At 59.2% G+C, this 21,973-nt stretch carries 20 protein-coding genes; 8 read left to right on the forward strand and 12 right to left on the reverse strand.

Going from position 1 to position 21,973, the window contains the following annotated elements; genetic code table 11:
• Positions 1 to 129 precede the first annotated feature (129 nt).
• The gene (locus NJC38_RS02055) at positions 130 to 675 is read left to right on the forward strand and encodes a hypothetical protein (protein WP_253110869.1); all 546 of its coding nucleotides are present in this window, start codon (positions 130 to 132) and stop codon (positions 673 to 675) included.
• Positions 676 to 721: 46 nt separating this feature from the next.
• Here the strand turns inward: NJC38_RS02055 and NJC38_RS02060 are convergent, their stop codons facing one another.
• Positions 722 to 2,311: a sensor domain-containing diguanylate cyclase gene (locus NJC38_RS02060; RefSeq protein ID WP_253110872.1), complete on the reverse strand. Its 1,590-nt coding sequence runs from the start codon at positions 2,309 to 2,311 to the stop codon at positions 722 to 724.
• A 293-nt stretch (positions 2,312 to 2,604) separates the two neighbouring features.
• On the opposite strand from NJC38_RS02060, the gene NJC38_RS02065 reads away from it, so the two are divergent.
• From NJC38_RS02065 to glgB, 3 genes are read left to right on the forward strand one after another with little or no spacing between them, the layout of a single operon-like run.
• Complete coding sequence (locus tag NJC38_RS02065) at positions 2,605 to 4,623, forward strand: alpha-1,4-glucan--maltose-1-phosphate maltosyltransferase (protein WP_253110875.1); 2,019 nt, start codon at positions 2,605 to 2,607, stop codon at positions 4,621 to 4,623.
• 17 nt (positions 4,624 to 4,640) lie between these two features.
• A complete protein-coding gene (treS, locus tag NJC38_RS02070) occupies positions 4,641 to 8,042 on the forward strand; it encodes a maltose alpha-D-glucosyltransferase (RefSeq protein WP_253110878.1) in 3,402 nt (1,133 codons plus the stop codon).
• On the forward strand, positions 8,039 to 10,264 hold the full coding sequence (gene glgB / locus NJC38_RS02075) for a 1,4-alpha-glucan branching protein GlgB (protein WP_253110880.1): 2,226 nt from the start codon (positions 8,039 to 8,041) through the stop codon (positions 10,262 to 10,264). The genes treS and glgB overlap by 4 nt, the downstream gene beginning before the upstream one ends.
• A gap of 91 nt (positions 10,265 to 10,355) precedes the next feature.
• On the opposite strand, the gene NJC38_RS02080 is transcribed toward glgB, so the two are convergent.
• Positions 10,356 to 11,528, reverse strand: a complete 1,173-nt coding sequence (locus tag NJC38_RS02080) for an MFS transporter (RefSeq protein WP_253110882.1) — start codon at positions 11,526 to 11,528, stop codon at positions 10,356 to 10,358.
• Between the two features lie 158 nt (positions 11,529 to 11,686).
• Here NJC38_RS02080 and NJC38_RS02085 point away from each other — a divergent pair, with 158 nt between their 5' ends.
• Entirely contained in the window at positions 11,687 to 12,808 is a 1,122-nt protein-coding gene (locus NJC38_RS02085; protein WP_253110884.1) for a lactonase family protein, read from the forward strand.
• 73 nt (positions 12,809 to 12,881) lie between these two features.
• Here the strand turns inward: NJC38_RS02085 and NJC38_RS02090 are convergent, their stop codons facing one another.
• Positions 12,882 to 14,471, reverse strand: a complete 1,590-nt coding sequence (locus tag NJC38_RS02090) for an ABC-F family ATPase (protein ID WP_084710042.1) — start codon at positions 14,469 to 14,471, stop codon at positions 12,882 to 12,884.
• 20 nt (positions 14,472 to 14,491) lie between these two features.
• Positions 14,492 to 15,685, reverse strand: a complete 1,194-nt coding sequence (locus tag NJC38_RS02095) for a site-specific integrase (protein ID WP_253110886.1) — start codon at positions 15,683 to 15,685, stop codon at positions 14,492 to 14,494.
• Positions 15,686 to 16,147: 462 nt separating this feature from the next.
• Here NJC38_RS02095 and NJC38_RS02100 point away from each other — a divergent pair, with 462 nt between their 5' ends.
• Positions 16,148 to 16,951: a toll/interleukin-1 receptor domain-containing protein gene (locus NJC38_RS02100; RefSeq protein ID WP_253110888.1), complete on the forward strand. Its 804-nt coding sequence runs from the start codon at positions 16,148 to 16,150 to the stop codon at positions 16,949 to 16,951.
• A 232-nt stretch (positions 16,952 to 17,183) separates the two neighbouring features.
• Here NJC38_RS02100 and NJC38_RS02105 read toward each other — a convergent pair whose 3' ends face one another.
• The 8 genes from NJC38_RS02105 to NJC38_RS02135 form a co-directional block, all read right to left on the reverse strand.
• Positions 17,184 to 17,747 (reverse strand): siphovirus Gp157 family protein, encoded by a 564-nt coding sequence (locus NJC38_RS02105; protein WP_253110889.1) that lies wholly within the window; start codon positions 17,745 to 17,747, stop codon positions 17,184 to 17,186.
• Positions 17,744 to 18,469, reverse strand: a complete 726-nt coding sequence (locus NJC38_RS02110; protein ID WP_253110891.1) for a hypothetical protein — start codon at positions 18,467 to 18,469, stop codon at positions 17,744 to 17,746. Before NJC38_RS02110 ends, NJC38_RS02105 begins: the two co-directional genes overlap by 4 nt.
• Positions 18,470 to 18,517: 48 nt before the next feature.
• Entirely contained in the window at positions 18,518 to 18,688 is a 171-nt protein-coding gene (locus NJC38_RS02115; RefSeq protein WP_253110894.1) for a hypothetical protein, read from the reverse strand.
• A complete protein-coding gene (locus NJC38_RS02120) occupies positions 18,672 to 18,872 on the reverse strand; it encodes a hypothetical protein (protein ID WP_253110897.1) in 201 nt (66 codons plus the stop codon). Before NJC38_RS02120 ends, NJC38_RS02115 begins: the two co-directional genes overlap by 17 nt.
• The gene (locus NJC38_RS02125) at positions 18,869 to 19,288 is read right to left on the reverse strand and encodes a hypothetical protein (RefSeq protein WP_253110900.1); all 420 of its coding nucleotides are present in this window, start codon (positions 19,286 to 19,288) and stop codon (positions 18,869 to 18,871) included. The genes NJC38_RS02120 and NJC38_RS02125 overlap by 4 nt, the downstream gene beginning before the upstream one ends.
• Positions 19,289 to 19,350: 62 nt before the next feature.
• The gene (csrA, locus tag NJC38_RS02130) at positions 19,351 to 19,563 is read right to left on the reverse strand and encodes a carbon storage regulator CsrA (RefSeq protein ID WP_253110903.1); all 213 of its coding nucleotides are present in this window, start codon (positions 19,561 to 19,563) and stop codon (positions 19,351 to 19,353) included.
• 316 nt (positions 19,564 to 19,879) lie between these two features.
• On the reverse strand, positions 19,880 to 20,110 hold the full coding sequence (locus NJC38_RS29130) for a DUF1654 domain-containing protein (RefSeq protein ID WP_257107173.1): 231 nt from the start codon (positions 20,108 to 20,110) through the stop codon (positions 19,880 to 19,882).
• 151 nt (positions 20,111 to 20,261) lie between these two features.
• Positions 20,262 to 20,924, reverse strand: a complete 663-nt coding sequence (locus tag NJC38_RS02135; RefSeq protein ID WP_253110906.1) for a S24 family peptidase — start codon at positions 20,922 to 20,924, stop codon at positions 20,262 to 20,264.
• Between the two features lie 87 nt (positions 20,925 to 21,011).
• On the opposite strand from NJC38_RS02135, the gene NJC38_RS02140 reads away from it, so the two are divergent.
• Both NJC38_RS02140 and NJC38_RS02145 read left to right on the forward strand, forming a co-directional pair.
• On the forward strand, positions 21,012 to 21,224 hold the full coding sequence (locus NJC38_RS02140) for a Cro/CI family transcriptional regulator (RefSeq protein WP_253110909.1): 213 nt from the start codon (positions 21,012 to 21,014) through the stop codon (positions 21,222 to 21,224).
• A 142-nt stretch (positions 21,225 to 21,366) separates the two neighbouring features.
• Complete coding sequence (locus tag NJC38_RS02145; protein WP_253110912.1) at positions 21,367 to 21,789, forward strand: phage regulatory CII family protein; 423 nt, start codon at positions 21,367 to 21,369, stop codon at positions 21,787 to 21,789.
• The last annotated feature ends 184 nt before the right edge of the window (positions 21,790 to 21,973 follow it).

Below are 21,973 nucleotides of genomic sequence, written 5' to 3' on the forward strand. Positions count from 1 at the left end.
GAGCGGGGCGCAGGGTGGACCGCGTGCGCATTGGCCGACACCTTGTTATTCAAGGCCTTGCAACAGTGGCACTTATCTTGCTGAGCCTTCATCGGGGTCACAAAGCCCCGCAACGGCAGGAGATCAATCATGTTTGTCAGCAACAATACGCTCGAAGGCCTGGCCTCCAGGTTCGTCAACGGGCGCAGAACGCTGGACGACCTGTCCCAGGAGTTTGGCGCCTTTGTGCCGACGATTACGCAGGCAACGGCGGCGACGCTCAGCTCCGGGTCAGGCAGTGCCGCCTCGCAAGGTAATGCTCAGGGCGACACCGGCTATAACGAGTCATTTGCCCGGATGATGCTCAACCTGAAGACTCAGGGTCAGTCATCGCTGTCCGCCTCTGTCGCCGACGGTGACAACGGGGTGAACCGCGACAACGGTGTGTCGACCGAGCAGGGGTCGAACCTGACCTCGACGCAGCAGGCGTTCCTTGACTATATGCAGCAGCCGGCCAGCGAGCGCTTGCGTGAGCAATTGACCGGTGTCAGCCAGCAACAGTACGAGGCGATGAGTCCTGAGCAGCAGAAGGCGGTCGATCAGAAGTTTACCGAGGCACTGAAGCAACAGCAGGAAATTGCCCAGCAAGACATCAACACCCGGATCAAGGCGCTCAAGGCAGGACTGATTGCCTGATCCGCTCTACGACGCCTTCGGGCGTCGCTTTTTTCTCAGCCAGCACTCAAGGGCTGGCAGCGGCGGCCTGCTCGTTGGCTGGCTGCAGCGCGGCGCACCACTGATCGCGTCCACGGTGCTTGGCGGCGTACAGAAATGCGTCGGCGCTTTTGATCATCAACTGCGCAGTGATGTCTTCGCGGCGTGGTGCGTGAACTGTCAGGCCGGCGCTGGCGGTGACCTGACCGGCCGGGTGGTCGAGGTGTTCGATCGCCAGGCCACGAATGGCCTCCAGCAGGTCACTGACGATCTTCGCCGCCGCTGCCGGCGACGTATCGGGTAACAGAATGGTGAATTCTTCGCCGCCGTAGCGCACTGCCAGGTCGGTTTCGCGCTGCAAGGTGCCTGCAATGGCCTGGCCGACCTGACGCAGGCACTCATCGCCAGCCGAGTGGCCGTAGCGGTCATTGAAGCGCTTGAAGTAATCGACATCCAGCATGATCAGCGCCAGGCTGGTGTTCTGCCGCCGGGCCAGGGCAATCTCTTCGGCCAGTGCCAGATCCAGTCGGCGCCGGTTGCCCAGGCCGGTCAGGCTGTCGGTCAGGGCCATGTCCCGGACCAGCCCGTGGACCCGGCGCAGCTCGGTCTCCATGCTCATGCGCGCGCGCAACTGGCGGATCACGATAACCCCAAAACTGGCCAGCCCGGCAATCAGCAGCAACAGAATGAGGCCGGTCTTGAACAGGTCCTGGCGCCAGGGGGCGATGATCGAACTGCGCGAGATGCCGGCCTCGACCACCAGCGGGTAGCGGCTCAGTGCCCGGTAGCCATACAGGCGCCAGGTGCCGTCGACCACCGCGCGGACCTCGGCCACCCCGGCGCTGGACCAGGGCAGATAGCGGGTGAATATTTCACTTTGCGACAGGCTCTTGCCGATGGTCGCGGCGACGAAGGGGCGGCGGACCAGAATTGTCCCGTCACGGATTGCCAGCACCAGAGCGCCTTTATCGTCGATCTTGAAGTCACCGTAATAGTCGACGAAGTAACTGACCCGGACGGTGCCGAGCATGACCCCGGCAAATGAGCCGTCACGATTGTTGAGGCGGCGCGAGACGGGAATGATCAGTTCCTGGGTCGAGCGGCTACTGACCACCCGGCTGACCAGCACCGCACGGTCGGTATGGGTGCGGTGGTAGATGAAGTAATCGCGGTCGGCATTATTGGCTGAGTCAGGGGTAGCGGTCTTGTCGGTGACAATCCATTTGCCGTCGGCATCGTAGACAAACAACCCGTGCAACTGCGGCATGATGCGGGTCTGCTCGATCATCAGCGCGTGCATTCTGCCCACGTCGATATTTTCCAGGCCATCGCCTTCGATACGTTCGGCCAGCAATGAGGTCAGGATGTCGACCTGGCGAATGGCGTCTTCGGCGTGCTGGGCCGTCGCACGGGCCAGATTGTTCACCGAGTTCTCGGCCGCTGCGAACGCCTGGCGGTAATCGCGCCAGGCGCGCCAGCCTTCGACAGCCATGAAGGTGCTGATCACCAGCAGCATGAATATGACGGTCAGGCGCAGCAGCTGCGTGGCGCGTTCACGGTCCTCTGGCAACGGGCCGGCGGCGGCACTGCTTGAATCGCGTGATGGACGTCCCTGCATTGAAATCTCTTCCTGTTCGACGCTGCTCAGCATACAGACAGTGATGGCCATTTGGCTTGCATAACAAGTGGCCGCCGCGGGCAAATCCGCCAGAGCCTCCTATGCTTGCCCGGCAGGTTAAGAACCTATGCCCAGAGCGCACCGGAGGCTATCGGCAACGGCGTTAAAACCTTTGAACTTTCCATATGCAGGTCGTTCGGAATCTTTGCGGCCGCCGTCGCGCAGGTCCTGTTCAAGAGCGCAGCTTATTCAACTTCAACGGAGCGTCCCAGAGGCGTAAGGAGAGAGGCTCGATGAATCAACAGTCTTACGGTCCGGATGCCCAGGCCTTTGTCGTTTCGCAAGTCAATCGGCCGCTGTCACTGACCCAGGCGCTGCAACTGCCCAGGGTGGTGATTGAAGACACCACGCCGGTGCTCGAAGCGGGGCGCTTCGCCGTCAAGGCTATCGTCGGCCAGCCGGTCCATGTGACCAGCAAGGTCTACGCCGACGGCCATGACAAGCTGGCGGTGCAATTGAGCTGGCGTGCCGAGGGCGATGAGCAGTGGCACAGTGTGCGCATGCGTGAGCTGGGCAACGATGGCTGGCAGGGGCGCTTTACCCCAGGCTCGGTCGACCGCTATGTATTTCGGCTCGAAGCCTGGATCGATCAGTTCGCCAGCTATCGCTACGAGCTGGAAAAAAAGCATGCAGCCGGGGTACCGGTCGAGCTTGAACTGGAAGAGGGGCGTATTCATCTGCAACACGCTGCTGAACGCAGCCAGGGCGCCTTGCGCGAACAGCTTCAGGCGCTGCTGCAACGCTTTGAGGGCCAGGATGCGCAGCACCGGGTTGAGCTGTTTCTGCGCAGTGAAACAGCGGCGTTGATGGCCCAGGCGGATAACCGTGGCTACCTGAGCATCAGCCCGCAATTTCCGGTGGATGTGGAACGTGAGCTGGCGCAGTTTGCCAGCTGGTACGAGCTGTTTCCCCGTTCGATCACCGATGACCCACAGCGCCACGGGACATTCAATGACGTGCATGCGCGGCTGCCGATGATCCGTGACATGGGCTTCGACGTGCTGTATTTCCCGCCCATTCACCCGATCGGCCGCGCGCATCGAAAGGGGCCGAACAACTCGCTGACCGCAGGCCCCGATGATCCGGGCAGCCCGTACGCCATCGGCAGCCCCGATGGCGGCCATGAGGCGATTCATCCGCAACTGGGCAGCCGCGAGGACTTTCGCGCTCTGGTTGCTGCGGCGGCAGAACACGGGCTGGAAATCGCCCTGGATTTCGCCATTCAGTGTTCCCAGGATCACCCGTGGCTTGAGCAGCATCCTGGCTGGTTCAGCTGGCGCCCGGACGGCACCATTCGCTACGCGGAAAACCCGCCGAAGAAATACCAGGACATCGTCAACGTCGATTTCTACGCACCCGACGCCATTCCTGCGCTGTGGCTGGAACTGCGCGACATTATTCTTGGCTGGGTCGCGGAAGGTGTGAAGATCTACCGCGTGGATAACCCGCACACCAAGCCGCTGCCGTTCTGGGAATGGCTGATCGATGATGTGCGCCGCAAGCACCCCGACGTCATGTTCCTCGCCGAAGCCTTCACCAAGCCTGCGATGATGGCGCGGCTGGGCAAGGTCGGCTATTCGCAGAGCTACACCTATTTCACCTGGCGCAACAACAAGGCCGAGCTGTCGGAGTATTTCACTCAGCTCAACCAAGCGCCGCTGCGCGATTGCTACCGGCCGAACTTCTTCGTCAACACACCGGACATCAACCCGCATTTCCTGCATCACTCCGGGCGCGCCGGGTTTTTGATCCGCGCCGCGCTGGCCACCATGGGCTCGGGGTTGTGGGGGATGTACTCGGGGTTCGAACTGTGCGAGTCGGCGCCGCTGCCGGGCAAGGAGGAGTACCTGGATTCGGAGAAGTATCAGATCCGCGTGCGTGACTTCAGCGCGCCGGGCAACATCATCGCCGAGATTGCCCAGCTCAACCGGATTCGTCGGCACAACCCGGCCTTGCAGACCCATCTGGGCCTGAAGCTGTATACCGTCTGGAACGACAACATCCTGTATTTCGGCAAGCGCACCGAGGATGGCAGCAACTTCATCCTGGTTGCGGTCAGCCTCGATCCGTACAACGTCCAGGAGGCGCATTTCGAGTTGCCGCTCTGGGAAATGGGCCTGCATGACACTGCCGAAACCCAGGGCGAAGACTTGATGAACGGCCACCGCTGGACCTGGTACGGCAAGGTGCAATGGATGCGCATCGATCCTCACTATCAACCGTTCGGTATCTGGCGGATCAGCGCGACGTAGTTCAAAGGGAGTTCGCCATGCCGAAGTCGAAGTCAAAGTCGCAAAAAACGCGGTCCGCCAGCTTCATCAACGACCCGCTCTGGTACAAGGATGCGGTGATCTACCAAGTCCACGTCAAGTCGTTCTTCGACTCCAACGATGACGGCATCGGGGACTTTCCAGGCCTGATCGCCAAGCTCGATTACATCGCCGGGCTGGGGGTCAATACCCTGTGGGTGTTGCCGTTCTATCCTTCGCCGCGGCGCGATGACGGCTACGACATTGCCGAGTATCGGGCTGTGCATCCTGACTACGGCAGCATGGCCGATGCCAAGCGCTTTATCAGTGAGGCGCACAAGCGCGGGCTGCGGGTGATCACCGAACTGGTGATCAACCACACCTCCGACCAGCATCCGTGGTTCCAGCGCGCCCGGCATGCCAAGCCCGGCTCCAAAGCGCGCAACTTCTATGTGTGGTCCGACACTGACCAAAAGTACGAGGGCACGCGGATCATCTTTCTCGACACCGAGAAATCCAACTGGACCTGGGACCCGGTGGCCGGTCAGTACTTCTGGCACCGATTTTATTCTCATCAGCCAGACCTGAATTTCGATAACCCGCAGGTGATGGACGCGGTGCTCGGGGTGATGCGCTTCTGGCTCGACCTGGGGGTGGACGGCTTGCGCCTGGACGCCATCCCGTACCTGATCGAGCGCGATGGTACTAACAACGAAAACCTGCCCGAGACCCATCAGGTGCTCAAGCGCATCCGCGCTGAAATCGACGCCAATTATCCCGACCGGATGCTGCTGGCCGAGGCCAATCAGTGGCCTGAAGACACGCAGATGTACTTTGGTGACGTGAAGGGCGGTGATATCAAGGGCGGTGACGTGAAGGGCGGCGACAGCAATGGCGCCGACGGCGATGAGTGCCATATGGCCTTTCATTTCCCGCTGATGCCGCGCATGTACATGGCGCTGGCTCAGGAAGACCGTTTCCCGATCACCGACATCCTCAGCCAGACGCCGGCGATTCCTGCCAACTGCCAATGGGCAATCTTCCTGCGCAATCACGATGAGCTGACCCTGGAGATGGTCACCGACCGCGAGCGTGACTACCTGTGGAACCACTATGCCGCTGACCGCCGGGCACGGATCAACCTGGGCATTCGGCGGCGTCTTGCGCCACTGGTGGAGCGCGATCGGCGGCGGATCGAACTGCTCAACAGCATGCTGTTGTCGATGCCGGGCACGCCGACCCTGTATTACGGTGATGAGCTGGGCATGGGTGACAATATCTACCTGGGTGATCGCGACGGGGTGCGCACCCCCATGCAGTGGTCGATTGACCGCAATGGCGGTTTTTCCCGCGCCGACCCGGCCAGCCTGGTATTGCCGCCCATCATGGATCCGCTGTACGGCTTTCAGTCGGTCAATGTCGAGACCCAGGACCGTGACCCGCATTCATTGCTGAACTGGACCCGGCGCATGCTGGCAGTACGCAAGCAACAAAAAGCCTTCGGCCGTGGCGCGCTGAACCTGTTGTCGCCCAACAACCGACGGATTCTGGCCTACACCCGGGAATACACCGGCACCGACGGACACACCGAGATCATCCTGTGCGTCGCCAACATGTCCAGCGCCGCCCAGGCGGTGGAGCTGGACTTGTCGGCCTACGCCGGCATGGTGCCGGTGGAAATGCTCGGCGGCAGTGCGTTTCCGCCCATTGGCCAGCTCACTTACCTGCTGACCTTTGCCCCCTACGGGTTTCATTGGTTTCTACTCGCTGCGGAGAATCAAATGCCCAGTTGGCACGTTGAACCGGCGCAGAGCATGCCGGACTTCCCGACCCTGGTACTCAAGAAACGTCTGAAAGAGCTGCTCGAACAACCGCTGCGCGGCACCATCGAAAACACCTCGCTGGCGGTCTACCTGCCCAAGCGGCGCTGGTTCGCCAGCAAAGACAAGCCCATCGACAAGGTCAATATCGCCCATGCGGTGCGCTTCTCTGATGGGCTGCGGCCGGTGCTGCTCAGTGAAATCGAGGTGACTGCTGGCGGCCAGACCGAGCGCTACCAGTTGCCGTTCGGCCTGTTGGCCGAGGACGACATCAGCAGCGCCTTGCCCCAGCAACTGGCCCTGGCGCGGGTGCGGCGCGGTGCTCAGGTCGGCCTGATCACCGATGCCTTCACCCTGGAGGCCTTCATCCGTAACCTGGTTCAGGCGATGCAGGACGGCACCGTGATCGACAGCGGCGAGGGCGATTTGCAGTTCAAGGCCACCGCCCGGCTGGCGCCGCTGGGCCTTGATCAGGAGTCGAGCGTGCGTTATTTGTCGGCCGAGCAATCCAACAGCTCGGTGGTGGTGGGCGAAGCGTTGGTGCTGAAGATGATCCGCAAGGTCAGCGCCGGTGTTCACCCGGAACTGGAAATGGGCGCCTACTTGACGGCCGCCGGCTACCCGAACATTTCACCGCTGCTCGGCTCGCTGCAGCGCATCGGCACGGAGGGTCAGCCACACCTGCTGATGATCGCCCAAGGCTATCTGGACAATCAGGGCGATGCCTGGGAATGGACCCAGAACAACCTGGAGCGTGCGGTGCGCGACGAGCTGACGCGGCGCACCGCCAGCCAGGAGCAGGCTTATAACGCCCTGGCCGAACTGGCCGATTTTTCCCTTACCCTGGGTCAGCGACTCGGCGAGATGCATCAGGTGTTGGCGGCGCCGACTGACAACCCCGATTTCGCCACCGAAAACACGGGCACCAAAGAAGCGCAGGCCACAGCCAAACGGGTGCAGGCCCAACTCGACCATGCCCTGAAATTACTCGAGCAGCGCCGCGAAAGTTTGCAACCTGCCGATTGGCTGTTGGTCGAACAGCTGCTCACCCGTCGTAAAGCGCTGGATAAACACGTCCAGACCCTGGCCAAGGCCTCTGTGGGCGGACTGCGCATGCGGGTCCACGGCGACCTGCATCTGGGTCAGGTGCTGGTGGTAAAAGGAGATGCATACCTGATCGACTTTGAAGGCGAGCCGGTGCGTGCGCTGGATGAGCGCCGTGGCAAATACAGCCCTTTCAAGGATGTTGGCGGCGTACTGCGTTCGTTCGACTACGCTGCGGCGATGGCCGTGCGCAGCGCGCAGAGCGCGGACACCTCGGCAGAGGCGATTGCGGCGCGTGAGCATGTGGCGAGTGAGTATCTGCGTCAGGCCCGCGAGTCGTTTCTTGAGGGCTATCGCAAGGCGACCCAAGGCCTGGCGCATGCCTGGCAAGACCCGCAGGGAGAGGCGGCAGCGCTGGAACTGTTTACGCTGGAAAAAACTGCATACGAAGTGATCTACGAAGCCGAGAATCGCCCGGATTGGTTGGCCGTACCTTTGCAAGGGTTATGGCAAGGGCTACGTGGGTTGCTGGAATTGAACGATGGAGAGTCGAAATGAATGCGTCTGACAAAAGCGGCGCGGGCCGCCAACCAATGCCCGCTGCCGTCGACACGGAAGCTTTGATCCGTGCCGAGCACCACGATCCGTTCGCCATTCTCGGCCCCCATGACGACGGCAAGGGCGGGCAGTTCATTCGCGCCTACCTGCCCGGCGCCCTGAGTGTCCGAGTGCTGGCCCGCGGCACTGAGCAAGAGCTGGGCGAGTTGCACATGGGCGAAGTGCCTGGCCTGTTCGTTGGCCAGTTCGCTGAAAAGCAGCCGTATCTGCTGAAAGTGCAATGGGCCGGCGGCGAACACATCACCGAAGACCCGTACAGCTTTGGCCCGCAACTGGGCGAGATGGACATCTACCTGTTCTCGGAAGGCAACCACCGCGATCTTGGCGCCTGCCTGGGTGCTCAGGTAATCAACGTTGATGGCGTACAAGGCGTGCGCTTTGCGGTCTGGGCACCCAATGCCCGGCGCGTGTCGGTGGTTGGCGACTTCAACAACTGGGATGGCCGCCGGCACCCGATGCGCGTGCGTCATCCGTCGGGCATCTGGGAGATCTTTATTCCGCGCCTGCAGCCTGGCGATGTCTACAAATACGAGATCCTCGGTGCCCACGGCATTCTGCCGCTCAAATGCGACCCGGTGGCGCGCGCCACCACTTTGCCGCCAGACACCGCCTCGAAAGTTGCCGCGCCGCTGCAATTTGACTGGCAGGACCACGATTGGCTGGCCAGCCGCGCCGATCGCCACTCGCCGGCTGCGCCACTGTCGATCTACGAGCTGCATGCCGGTTCCTGGCAGATGGAGCAGAACGAGGACGGCACGGCCTGGCGGCAATACAACTGGCGGGAACTGGCCGACCGCTTGATCCCCTACGTCAAGGAGCTGGGCTTCAGCCATATCGAGCTGATGCCGATCATGGAGCATCCATTCGGCGGTTCCTGGGGCTATCAACTGCTGGCGCAGTTTGCGCCCACTGCGCGTTATGGATCGCCGGAAGACTTCGCGGCGTTCGTCAACGCCTGCCACCAGGCCGAAATCGGCGTGATTCTCGACTGGGTACCGGCGCATTTTCCTACCGACGAACACGGCCTGGCGCAATTTGACGGCACCGCGCTGTACGAGTACGGCAACCCGCAAGAGGGCTTTCACCAGGACTGGGACACGCTGATCTACAACCTGGGTCGTACCGAAGTGCACGGCTTCATGCTGGCTTCGGCGCTGCACTGGCTCAAGCAGTTCCATATCGACGGCCTGCGGGTCGATGCGGTGGCCTCGATGCTGTACCGCGACTATTCACGCAAGGCCGGGGAGTGGGTGCCTAACCGTTATGGCGGTCGGGAAAACCTGGAAGCCATCGACTTTTTACGCCACCTCAACGATGTGGTTGCAGTCGAAGCCCCCGGTGCGCTGGTCATCGCCGAAGAATCCACGGCCTGGCCCGGCGTTACCCAACACACCGAACAAGGTGGCCTGGGTTTCAACTACAAGTGGAACATGGGCTGGATGCACGACTCGCTGCATTACATCCAGCAAGACCCGGTGCACCGCTCACACCACCATAACGAGCTGAGTTTCGGCCTGGTGTATGCGTGGTCGGAGCGTTTCATCCTGCCGATCTCCCACGACGAAGTGGTACACGGCAAGCGCTCGCTGATTGACAAGATGCCTGGCGACCGCTGGCAGAAGTTCGCCAACCTGCGCGCCTACCTGGCCTTCATGTGGACCCATCCGGGCAAAAAGCTGTTGTTCATGGGCTGCGAGTTCGGCCAGTGGCGCGAGTGGAATCACGACGAGCAACTGGACTGGTATCTGCTGCAATACGCCGAGCATATCGGGGTGAAGAAGCTGGTCAGCGACCTCAACCGGCTGTACCGCGAAGAAAAGGCGCTACACGAGCGCGACGCCGAACCGATGGGCTTTCAGTGGCTGATCGGCGACGACCACGCCAACAGCGTCTACGCCTGGCTGCGCTGGAGCAAGGGCGGTGAGCCGCTGCTGGTGGTCTGCAACCTGACCCCTGTACCACGCGAGGGCTACCGGGTTGGGGTACCGTTCGAGGGGGCATGGCAAGAACTGCTCAACAGCGACTCGGAAACTTACGCCGGCTCCAATGTCGGCAACGCCGGTGAAGTTCAGGCTCAAGCGCAGGTCAGCCACGGCCAGGCGGCATCTCTGCTGCTCAACCTGCCCCCGCTCGGTGTAGTGGTGCTCAAGCCTCGCGGATAATCGGGGGCTTTGCAGTTGGAGGAGCGGCTTCAGCCACGAACGCAGCACCAAGCGTTCGTGGCTGAAGCGGAACGTTGTGTGGCAGCGCCTGTCAGACCCGCCGCGACAACCACCAGGTCAGCCCCAGCGCCAGCAGCGAGAGCAGGGCGCTGTAGAAGAAGATCAAGCCATAGCCCTGGCCCAGGGCTATGGCCCCCATCACCGGGCCGGCGACCGCCATGGCCAGATCGAAAAACACGGCATAGGCACTCAGCCCCGCTGAACGGCTGGTGGCCGGTACGCGCTTGATCGCTTCAACCCCGAGCGCCGGATACACCAGTGACAGCCCCAGGCCGGTCAGGCCGGCGCCTACCAGCGCAAACCCGGTATTGGGTGCCAGCCACAACAGGCCAAGGCCGACCACTTCAACGCCCATGCACAGCATCGCCGCCAGAAAGCCGCCCAGACGATTGATTGCGCCGATGAATAACAGCCGCGAAAGGATGAAGCACACGCCAAACAACGTCAGACACCAGGCCGCCCCCTCCCAGCCGCGGCTGATGTAGAACAGCGTAATGAACGTCGTCAGGGTGCCGTAACCGATGGACGCCAGGGTCAGTGCCAGCCCATAGGGCGAAATACGGCTGAACACCGACCAGTAGGGCAGCCGTTCGCCCTTGATGACCGGCACCGAGGGCTTGTGGCGAATCAGCAGCAAACCACTACCGGCCAGGACCAGCAGCGCCACCCCCAGACTGTGAATACCGACCTGATCAATCATCAATACGCCCAGCGGAGCGCCAATGGCGATGGCACCGTACGACGCAATACCGTTCCAGGAAATCGAGCGGGCCGTGTGCTCGACGCCGACTTTGGCAATTGACCAACTGATGGTGCCCACGCCGATAAAGCCCTGCGCCACCCCCATGATCATCCGTGCCACGATCAGCAGGCTCAGGCTGAGTGCTGGAATCGACTGGCTCAGCGTGCCGAACAGGGTCAGTGCGCCGCCGAGCACGAACCCCGCCAGGCCGTAGACGATGGTCCGCTTGCTGCCCAGATTGTCGGTGATACGCCCGGCCAGCGGGCGGCTCATCAGGGTGGTCAGGTATTGCGCACCAATCGCCAGCCCCGCGACGACGGCGCTGAAACCCAACTGGTCATGGATATAGCCGGGCAAGATTGCGATGGGCAGCCCAACACACAGGAACGCGATGAAGGTGTACAGCACGATGCTGACGATCTGCAAGGTGACGGGCAGGGCACGGGTGGGGCTTACTGACATGAGACGGCTTCGCTGGCGGCTGGGTGGGCGTGGTTCATGATGGCGTGGGCAGGTGGCAAAGGAAAGCACCCTAACTATTTCATCAAAAGGGGATTGCCGTTGGTTGATACTTGGTCATAGGATGACTGATAACAATCAAAACAACAAAGGCGCCTCCCATGATCAAACCCCTGTTGTTCGCTATCGCAGCCGGCTTGAGCCTCAATGCCCATGCCGCGACTTTCGCCTATATCTCCAGCCCGGCTGATGGCCTGATCTCTCAATATCGCCTTGATGAAAGCAATGGCGCCTTGAGTCTGGTGCAACAGATTCGCGCCGGTGAACAGGTCAATCCACTGGCCGCCTCACTCGATGGCAGCCGTCTGTACGCTGCCTTGCGCGCCAAACCTTTCAAGGTGCTGGGCTACCAGATCGAGCCGGGCAGCGGCCACTTGAAAACGCTCTCTGAAGCCCCGTTGGCTGACAGCCTCGCTTACCTGTCACTGGACCACACCGGCCGCTACCTGCTGGGTGCCTCTTACGGTGCTGACCTGGTGAGCATCCAGCCGGTTGATAGCACAGATGCCGCGCAGATCAAGACTTACAAAACCGGCCTGCATGCCCATTCGCTGCGCAGCGACCCGAGCAATCGGTTTGCCTACGCTGGCAACCTGGGAGTCGATCATGTGTTGCAGTACCGTCTTGATACCGTGCAAGGCAGCCTGGTGCCCATCGGCAGCGGACAGGTTGATGCCAGCGTCAATAGCGGGCCGCGCCACCTGGCATTCTCGCCAGATGGCAAGTTCGTTTATGTGGTTGGCGAAATGAGTGGCAGCGTTACCAGCTATGCGATTGATCAGACCAGCGGGGCGCTGAGCCTGGTCAACGAAGCGGCAGGCATCCCCGAGCGGCTGAAGCTGGCCCACGGTGAAGTGCGCGACGCGCGTAATAACGACCTGAAGGACGACCCGACGCCGCGCATCTGGGCGGCCGACATCCGCATCACGCCGCAGGGCAACCTGTTGTTTATCAGCGAACGGGCCAGCAGCTCGGTTTCGGTATTCAAGGTCGACACCGCCACTGGCCGGGTCAGCTTCCTGGAAAACTACGCCGTGCAGGAAAAGCAGCCACGCAATATCGCCGTGTCGCCTAATGGACAATGGTTGCTGGTCAGCGGGGAAAAAAGTGACACGGTGGGCAGTTACGCAATTGGCGAGAACGGCGAATTGAAGCGGGTCAGCGAAGCCCCATCGGGCAAAGGAGCGGTGTGGATCGAGATGGTTCGCGTCCCGCAGGCCTGAGCCTGTAACGCGGCGTTGAAATCTGGCGGCAGGGGCTGAACCGGACCTGCCGCCAGAGGCTTCAAGGCGCCTTTTAGATGACTACACCCTGGCTGCGCAGATAATCATCGTAAGTGCCGCTGAAGTCGATCACGCCATCGGCTGACAATTCGATGATCCGCGTGGCCAGCGACGAGACGAACTCGCGGTCGTGGCTGACGAACAGCAGCGTACCCGGATAGTTTTCCAGCGCCAGGTTCAGCGCCTCGATCGATTCCATGTCCAGGTGGTTGGTCGGTTCGTCCATCACCAGCACGTTAGGCTTTTGCAGGATCAGCTTGCCGAACAGCATGCGGCCCTGTTCACCACCGGAAATCACCTTCACCGACTTCTGGATTTCGTCGTTGGAGAACAGCATGCGGCCAAGGGTGCCGCGCACCAGTTGCTCGCCGCCTTGAGTCCACTGACCCATCCAGTCGAACAGGGTGACGTCGTCTTCGAAGTCGTGGGCGTGGTCCTGGGCGTAGTAGCCAATCTCTGCCGAGTCGGTCCACTTGATGCTGCCGGCATCCGGCGTCAGCTCATTGACCAGGGTGCGCAGCAAGGTGGTCTTGCCGATACCGTTGGGGCCGATGATCGCAACACGCTCGCCGGCTTCGACGGTGAAGCTGAAATCCTTGAACAGGGTCTTGCCATCGAAACCCTTGGCCATGCGCTCGACCGTGACGGCCTGACGGTGCAGCTTCTTGGTCTGGTCGAAACGAATAAACGGGCTGACCCGGCTCGACGGCTTGACCTCGGCCAGCTGGATCTTGTCGATCTGCTTGGCCCGCGAAGTGGCCTGCTTGGCCTTGGAGGCGTTGGCCGAGAAGCGGCTGACGAAGGTTTGCAGCTCGGCGATCTGGGCCTTCTTCTTGGCGTTGTCGGCCAGCAACTGCTCACGCGACTGGGTCGCAGCGGTCATGTATTCATCATAGTTGCCCGGGAACAGGCGCAGCTCACCGTAATCCAGGTCAGCCATGTGGGTGCACACGCTGTTGAGGAAGTGACGGTCGTGGGAAATGATGATCATCAGGCTGTTACGCTGGGTCAGGATGTTCTCCAGCCAGCGAATGGTGTTGATGTCCAGGTGGTTGGTCGGCTCGTCGAGCAGCAACACTTCCGGGTCCGAGAACAACGCCTGGGCCAGCAACACCCGCAGCTTCCAGCCTGGCGCGACTTCAGTCATCGGCCCGTTGTGCAGCTCGATACCGATGCCCAGACCCAGCAACAGCTCACCGGCGCGCGATTCGGCGGTGTAGCCATCCATCTCGGCGAACTCGGTCTCAAGCTCCGCCACGGCCATGCCGTCTGCTTCGCTCATCTCCGGCAGCGAATAGATACGATCACGCTCGGCCTTGACCTTCCACAGCTCTTCATGACCCATGATCACCGTGTCGAGCACAGTGAATTCTTCATAGGCGAACTGATCCTGACGCAGCTTGCCCAGACGCACGTTAGGTTCGAGCATCACCTGACCGCCCGAAGGCTCCAGATCGCCACCGAGGATCTTCATGAAGGTGGACTTGCCGCAGCCGTTGGCGCCGATCAGGCCGTAACGGTTACCGGCACCAAACTTGACCGAGACGTTCTCGAACAGAGGTTTGGGTCCGAATTGCATGGTGATGTTTGCTGTAGAGATCAAGTGCCTTACCTATCAATGAGTTACGAGCGCAGATTTAAACTTCGGACCAATTTCGGACCAATCTGGAGCTTTTCCAGCTCCTGCCAGTCGTTGGACGAGTTGATCCATCGTGCATACGTCGACAGAAGCATCTGCACGCTATGCCCGAGTTGTTGGGCGATAAATGCGGGGTTGAGACCAGACATTAAACATATTGTCGCATACGTGTGACGGCAGTTGTATGGCCGCCTGTAGCGGATACCCAGATTGCGCAGGGTTGGCCGCCACTGGTGGTGAATGTCGGACGTCTGCTTGACGTACTCAGAGCCTTTGGACGGCGGAAACACATAGGGCAACTCGGTAATGCTGCTCTTACCCGCCAGGCGCCGTTGCGCGTATTGCCTGGCAAAGGCGAGGGCGTGCAAAGCCCTCTCGTTGAGCAGCACCGTCCGATCTGTTCCGGTCTTGGTTCTCTCGACCACGATGCCCAGGGCGACGGTACGTTTGACGTGGGCGACTCTCGCCACTTCGTCTACCGCATCCCAGCGCAAAGCCAGTGCCTCAGACAGGCGCATGCCGGTGAAGAACACGAACTCGAAATAGGCCGCGTAGATCTGGCTGGGCCAATGCTCGGTGGCGTACAGGCGCTCGATAATCAGATTCGCCTCTTCCAGCGTAAAAGGATCTACCTCTTTTTTGGTGCGCTTCGGTAACTGGATGGACGCGGCAGGGTTCTTCTCTATCAGCCCATCACGCACCGCAGACATCAGGATCGTGGTCAGTCTGCAAAGGCTGTTGCGTTTCACGGAAGGCGAAGTCCATTTGGTAGAGGCAACCACTTGGCGGATCATCGTTGTCGAGAGATGGTCAATACGCCGGAGCGCGAAATGCGGCATCCAGTACATGTTGAGAATGCTCTTATAGTTTTTCCGTGTTCCTGGAACAATCTCCCGGCTGTCCAGCCACAACTGAGCGTACTCGCCAAAGGTCGGTTTACCGCCAACGACGGTTGTCGACTCCGGGAACAGCTCAGCATATTTCTCTTGGTCAAACAGACCCAGCTTGATCAGGCCATTTACACGATCGCGTAGTTCGGATGCAGCTTTGATGCCTTTTTGTGTCGCGGGGTACGGAAGGGTTTCACTTCGGCGAGCACCTTCCCAGGTGAAACGGAGCCGGAGCGCTCCGTAGTGGATGTCGAGCCCGGAGGGCAGATCCAGAGGCTTTCGAGCCATTCGTCATACCTTTTCTTGCTGTAGATGATTCGACCTTGATGCTTCATCCAGACGCCTTCAGGCATTGAGCCGCTGACGCGGCGTCCTTCAAGTGCGCGTTTGGTGGTGCCAATCAGCTCCGCCATGCGCTGTTCGGTGACTTTGTCCACGTCACCATCGGTTGTACTGATCATGAAAACTCCGGGCAGCCGTTGGCGGCCTGTCAGGTTTGTCTTTCGCAAGACGTGCAAACAAAAGTTGGGTGTTGAGACATAAGGCGATTGTGATTCGAGAAACTGGGATTGGTCTGCTGGTTCGAGGGAGTGAGGTAGTCGCATTACTCCGCGCGCTATCCTTCTGATCAAAGGCTGGCGAATCGAAAGATCGAGAGGGCTTGGTCAGGCGTCAATTTCAGTCTTGTGTAGTGGCAACTTGCCGTAGGATAATGTATAACGTTCTGTGGTGATTTCAAGGAAGGTCGTAATGCAAATTTTTATTAGCTGGTCCGGTTCCAGAAGCAAAGCTGTTGCAGAGATCACATGTGAATGGATCAAGGGTGTACTTCAAGCTACCGAACCTTGGATATCCACACAGAACGTAGATCGCGGTTCGCTGTGGTTCACGGAAATCGTAGGGAAACTTGCAGATGTGACGGTAGGGATTGTTTGCCTAACCCAAGATAATAAAGACAAGCCATGGATACTTTTTGAGTCTGGCGCTATGGCAAAGGGATTGTCAGGTAACAGATTGTGTACTTTGTTAGTTGACCTAAAGCCTACGGATATCACTGATCCGCTGGCTCAATTCAATCATTCTTATCCCGATCGTGATGGCATGTTTCAATTGGTTAAAACATTAAATTCCTGCTTGAAAGATAAGTCCCTTCCTGAAAAAGTTCTTAACCAAGCTTTCGAAGTTTACTGGCCAAGCTTTGAGAGTAGGTTTGCGCAAGCCCTTACCGATAATCCTCCTTCAGAAGCAGCTCCAAAGCGAACTAAAGATGATATCTTGGTAGAGATTCTTCAGTCTACACGCGAGCTTTCTCATCGAATCAGGGCTCTTGAAAATGATCGTAAAGATAGTATGTCTTCGATGGCGGTACTTAGTGGGCCATTACGTACCGAGCCCTTGATTAGTAGCGAACGTAAGATGTTGGCAATGTTAAAAGGGGTCGGAGCTACTAGGGAGCAAGCGCTCTCACACATGACGGAGATTGGTATAGAACTCTCCCGAGCCCAAGAATTGGCAAAAAACTTTCCGCAATTGGATCCTTCGCAGTTGATTTGAGGTGTGCATAACTTGCAGGCCTGCGGTCAAGAATTTTTGTTGGTATCTTATGGTTTACATGCTGCATTTATGGCTTGCTCATCAACTGATACCGACCTGCTATTGAATAGCAACCATTCTCCGCCATATCCGAGAATGGTCGTTGTTCGTTCAATGGCTTACGCAGAACCATCAGAATATCCAGTTGATATAAGTGTCCCATCAAAACATGATATTTCACTAGTCATACTTTTTATCTTATCCTGACTGTTCCATCGCCTCGTTCAAGTCTAGCCCAAGCCGGAACCGGTATCAGATCAACCTCAGCATCTTCCCCAGCATCCATCCGCTTCCGAACAGCCTCATTATGCTCACGAATTGCTTTGAGCTTCGCAGCAATGGCTGCCTTATCCGGTTCAATCCTGGTACTCACCGACGTGAACTCATCCGGCACGGCATCCTTGTCATCCACCACCACCTTCTCCCGGCCCAACGCCAAGGTGATGGTGAACAAAGGCCGCTTGATCGTTTTGATATTGGCGGCTTCCATGTTCCGCCGCAGGTAGTCGCTGAGCTGGCCCACGCTGTTGGCTTTGATTCGCTTCAATTCGCTGAGCCGATCAATCTCGGAGTCGATGGCCGTGATGTCGCCTTCGAGGTTTCGACGCAGCATGACGATGCTGTCGGCCTTATCGGCGAACTCGCCCTGGACGGCATCCATGGTGTCCTGAATGGCTTGCTTCAGCCCCGCATCGTCGGTTTCGGCCATGGCCGCCAGCTCGGCCATCTGGCCGGTGAGTGTGTAGAGTTGGCTCATGCGGCTTCACCTTCATCTGGCGTTGTGATCTTGTTCCACTCCAGCGAGATGCGGGCGGCGCCTTTTTCGTCTTTGCGGGCCATCAGTTTGCGCACCGCATGGTCATGAATCTTTTTGAGTTCATGGGCGGTGGTCGCCTTGCGCATGGTCTCAATGGTCGATTCCAGGAACTGCAGACGCTCTGTTGCCTGGCGCTCGCGTTCGGCTTGTTTGTCGTCGGCATCTTCAATGGCCTGTTCGGCCTTGCGCTGCTTCATGTAGTCGGCGTCGTCGAACATCCCGAGGAACACGTCGGCGCTGAAGCCCAGCATGGACAGGGATTTTTTGATGGCGTCGGTCAGGGATTTCTTGGGGGCTTCGCCGTCAGTGAATTGCCCGAATTTTGATTTGTAGAGGTAGGGCGTGCAGCCGTACTGCTCGATCTCTCCGCGCTGACCCTCAAGGATGTACCAGAACCTGATTTTGATGATGTGGGTCAGTTCGTGGCCGATCTCGACAGCTTTGTCTCCTTGGCCACTGAGCATCTGACCGCCTTTGTCAAAACGCTCTTCGAGCACGCTCCAGCCAAAGCCAATACCCACCGGGCCGAACATTTCGGTGGCTTTCATGATCATGGCGGTGCCGTTGAGGCTGGTGATGTTCTGGCCGTCGACCTTGGCGCCTTTCGTGTAGCGTGGGTCTGTTTTGTCGACGCAGGACCAAATGCGCATATTGTTGGGCATGCAGATATCCTCGCGCTCGAGGCTGAGCGCTGGTGGTAAGAGTGGGAGTCAGCGGGTGAGGTGGCCGGCGAAGGCGCTGAGCAGAATCCAGCCGGTGTACACCAGCAGTGAAATGGTAAAGCCGCGCCAGAATGCCCAGCGTCGGGCTTTTTGATAGCGGCTCGTCACGGTGTCACGCTCAGGTTTGAGAGCCGGCGCGTGGTCATGCGCGTACCTCATAACCAATCGTCCATTCGCCACACACGCAGGCGCGGCAGGACCATGCATCGATATTCTCGATGCTGGCGCAGGCAGCTTGCTCCAGAGCCTCGCGCATCGTCTGACCCTTGAACAGCAGCAGAAGCCGGCCATCGGGGAGCGTCTGGTTTTCGGGCAGTTCGCAGATAGGTGTTTGCAGAATCACAGGCGATTATCCTCCTGCTCAGCAAGCCAGCCATCCCGTGCGAGAGGGCGCAGGAGGTCTTCCGCGATGCGGTACAACTCACCGACCGGATTCCCGACACCAAGGGCATCGCTGACGCCATCCCGGCACAAGCCGCGGTCATTGATCAGGCTGCCGATTACCATGCGCCCCAGGGCGGATGGGCTCGCGCCGGTTTTCCCGAGTCGCTCCATGGCGTACTCATCGACGGCCATGGCGAACTGTTCAAAGGTCATGCTTTGGGGCCGACGTCCTGGTCGCTGGAACCTGACGTCTGCGCCGAAGCGCACCAGTTGCTCGGCCGCGTTTTGAATCCAGCGGTCATGCTGCTCGGCACAGCCTGAGTTTTCAGGACTTCCGGTTTTCCAGACGTCGTAGTTGTGAAGGGTGAAGTTCATGGAGCCTCCGTTTTTTCTCTACCGATTCTTGAGCCAGCGAGCGTGCAGGGATAACCAGCCCATCACGTTGTGGCGTCCTGCCGGCTGGTTTCTTCGATATGCCTGGCCAACTTCTCTGCCTGAATCCGGCGGTAGATCTCTTCCCTGTGAACCGAAAACTCTTTGGGCGCTGAAATACCGATTTTCACGCTCCGGCCTTGAACGTTAAGGACGGTGACCTGGATGTCGTTGTTGATGCAGATGGTTTCGCCTACGCGGCGGGTGAGTACCAACATGGAGCAGTTCCCTCTGGGGTATGGGTTTCCCGATGCAGCCTGTTGCCAGGCTGCATGAGTGAAAGCCTGATTGCGCTGCCGCAATCCCGTGCTGAAAGAGCTTTGTGCCAGTCGGTCCCGGTTCCGGGGCTGGGAGGCCACTGTCGCTGACCCCTGACTATCTGGCGGCTTCACCAGTCCTGTGTGGGCGCTTTGCCCATCGCGGTTGTGACGTCGCGATGAGTAGAATATAAGGTTGCTTATCTTTGGCTGTCAATAAGCATGCTTATAAAAAATCACGCAGGCGAGAAAAAGCCCGCACGTGGCGGGCTCTGGTTCAGGTGTCGCAGTAGGCTTCCCAGCCGATGGTGACGCTGCCGTCGTCGTGGCAATGGACGTGGATGCCCTCAACAGACTGGAGGTCATGCACCAGGCGAGACCACTCTGGTTCAGGTTCGCCAGGACATCGACTCACCGTTGCGCTCTGGACTTTTTGTGCGCTGGGATGGGTGATGATTCGCTGTATCCGGAAACCGATCCGGTCGTAGGCTGATGGGGAAGGGACCATACCCAACGAATGCACTCCTTTACTGTATATAAAAACAGTATTTTAGGGGTTCGTTGGTTATGGCTGTTGTAGGAAACGTCTGATTTTTGCGCTGGGGTGGCGCTGGAAGCTTTGTTCAGCTATCGGCTGGATTTTGAGCGCTGGCAGGGGCTTACAGCTTGCCAGTCATCCTGACCGCGACACCGATAATCCGACAGTCTTCGCCGCACTCCACCATTTTGTAGTCCGGGTTCAGCGGCTTGAGGTAACGGATTCCGCCGTCGACCACCAATTTCTTGAATGTGGCCTGGTCGCTGTTGCGCAGCCTGGCGATGACCAGCTTGCCTGGCAGGACTTCAGCTTCTGTGTCCACCAGGATCATCATGCCCTCGGGCACTGAAACACCGGCAGGCGCGGTCATCGAGTCGCCTTTGACTTCCAGCCAGAACGCTGGACCTTTGGCGTTGTAGTCGGAGATTTCGTAGCGGTCGGAAAAACCGTCAGGGTAGGGCTGTACGGCTTCTGCCCAGGCGCCGGCCGATACCCAACTGATCACCGGGTAGCGGTAGGTCTGCTGGGGCTGGAGGGCCATCTTCACGTTGGCGTCCGTCTTCGCCTGGCTGTCGACGATCATCGGCTCGATGCCATCGGAAAGCCAGATCGCGCTGACGCCACAGACATGGGCGAACTTCGCCAAGTGGGCGCTCTGCAGGTTTTTGCCCGTCTCAAGCTGCGATATCACAGGCTGCTCGACACCGGCTTTTTCAGCCAGGGTCTTTTGAGTCAGGTCGGCGTGCTTGCGGGCAAGCTTCATGCGTTGGGCGAGTGTGGTCATGGTTAAGAATTTATAAGTTCACTTATGGTCTTGCAAATAAGCCTTCTTCTAAATAGAGTATAAGTAGGCTTATCAGGAGGCTCGTTAATGACCCCTATCGAAAGGCTTGTCGACTTCTTCGGCGGGCAAACCAAGACAGCGTTAGCGCTCGGCGTTTCCCAGGCGGCCGTTTCGTACTGGGTGGCCGGCATTCACTTTATGGGCGCCGACAAGGCATTTCGGGCTGAAGAACTCACCGGTGGCGCAGTGACCGCCCGGGAGCTTTGCATTCGCCCAACCCAGGTGCTGGCTACCGGCTGACCTGTCATCCACAGCAGTGAGGGAGTACAGCGCTGAAACAAGCGAACCAGACGGTTCAACAGGGCGCCTCTGCATCGGGAACGGACGGATTATCCGCTTCGGTGAGGGCAGCCCCTACAGAAAAAGCAACGAGGTTTTACGAATGGAAAGTTTTTTGCGCGCTTGTCACTGCGCGGTGCTGGACAGCGAACCCAAACGGCTGGCGGCCAGGATGGGATTGCCCCATGTGAACTTGCTGCAGCGGGCCAATCCGGACAACGACGCTCACCGGCTGACGATCAACCACCTGTACGGAATTTTGCTGCACACCAACGACATAAGACCGCTGGCGACCCTGGCGGATGACTTCGGTTATGAGCTGGTACCGCGTGAGCGGCCTGTACCTCGGCCAGTGATTCAGGCTCTCGCCCATCTGGCGGCAGAGTCGGGTGACGTGACGCGCCTGGTGTTCGATGCATTGCAGGATCACACGATCACCCGGCACGAACAGGCGCAGTGCAATCGGGCTATCGATGAGGCCATCGAGGCGTTGCAGGTGTTGCGTGAATCGCTGAAGGCCGCTTGAAAAAGCCGCGCATGCGCGGAAATCCCACAGCGTCATGAGTACTGCCGTACACCCCAATCAGTGCCCATCAGCCTCGCCCTCTTCGGTAGGGCCTGGCGGGCACAAAAAAGCCGCCTGGCAGGGCGGCTATTTCTTGAACGACATAGAACGGAACAGATTATGGCAGCGCTACATGCGATTAGCA

The organism is Pseudomonas sp. 21LCFQ010, assembly GCF_024129905.1.
Classification (GTDB): domain Bacteria; phylum Pseudomonadota; class Gammaproteobacteria; order Pseudomonadales; family Pseudomonadaceae; genus Aquipseudomonas.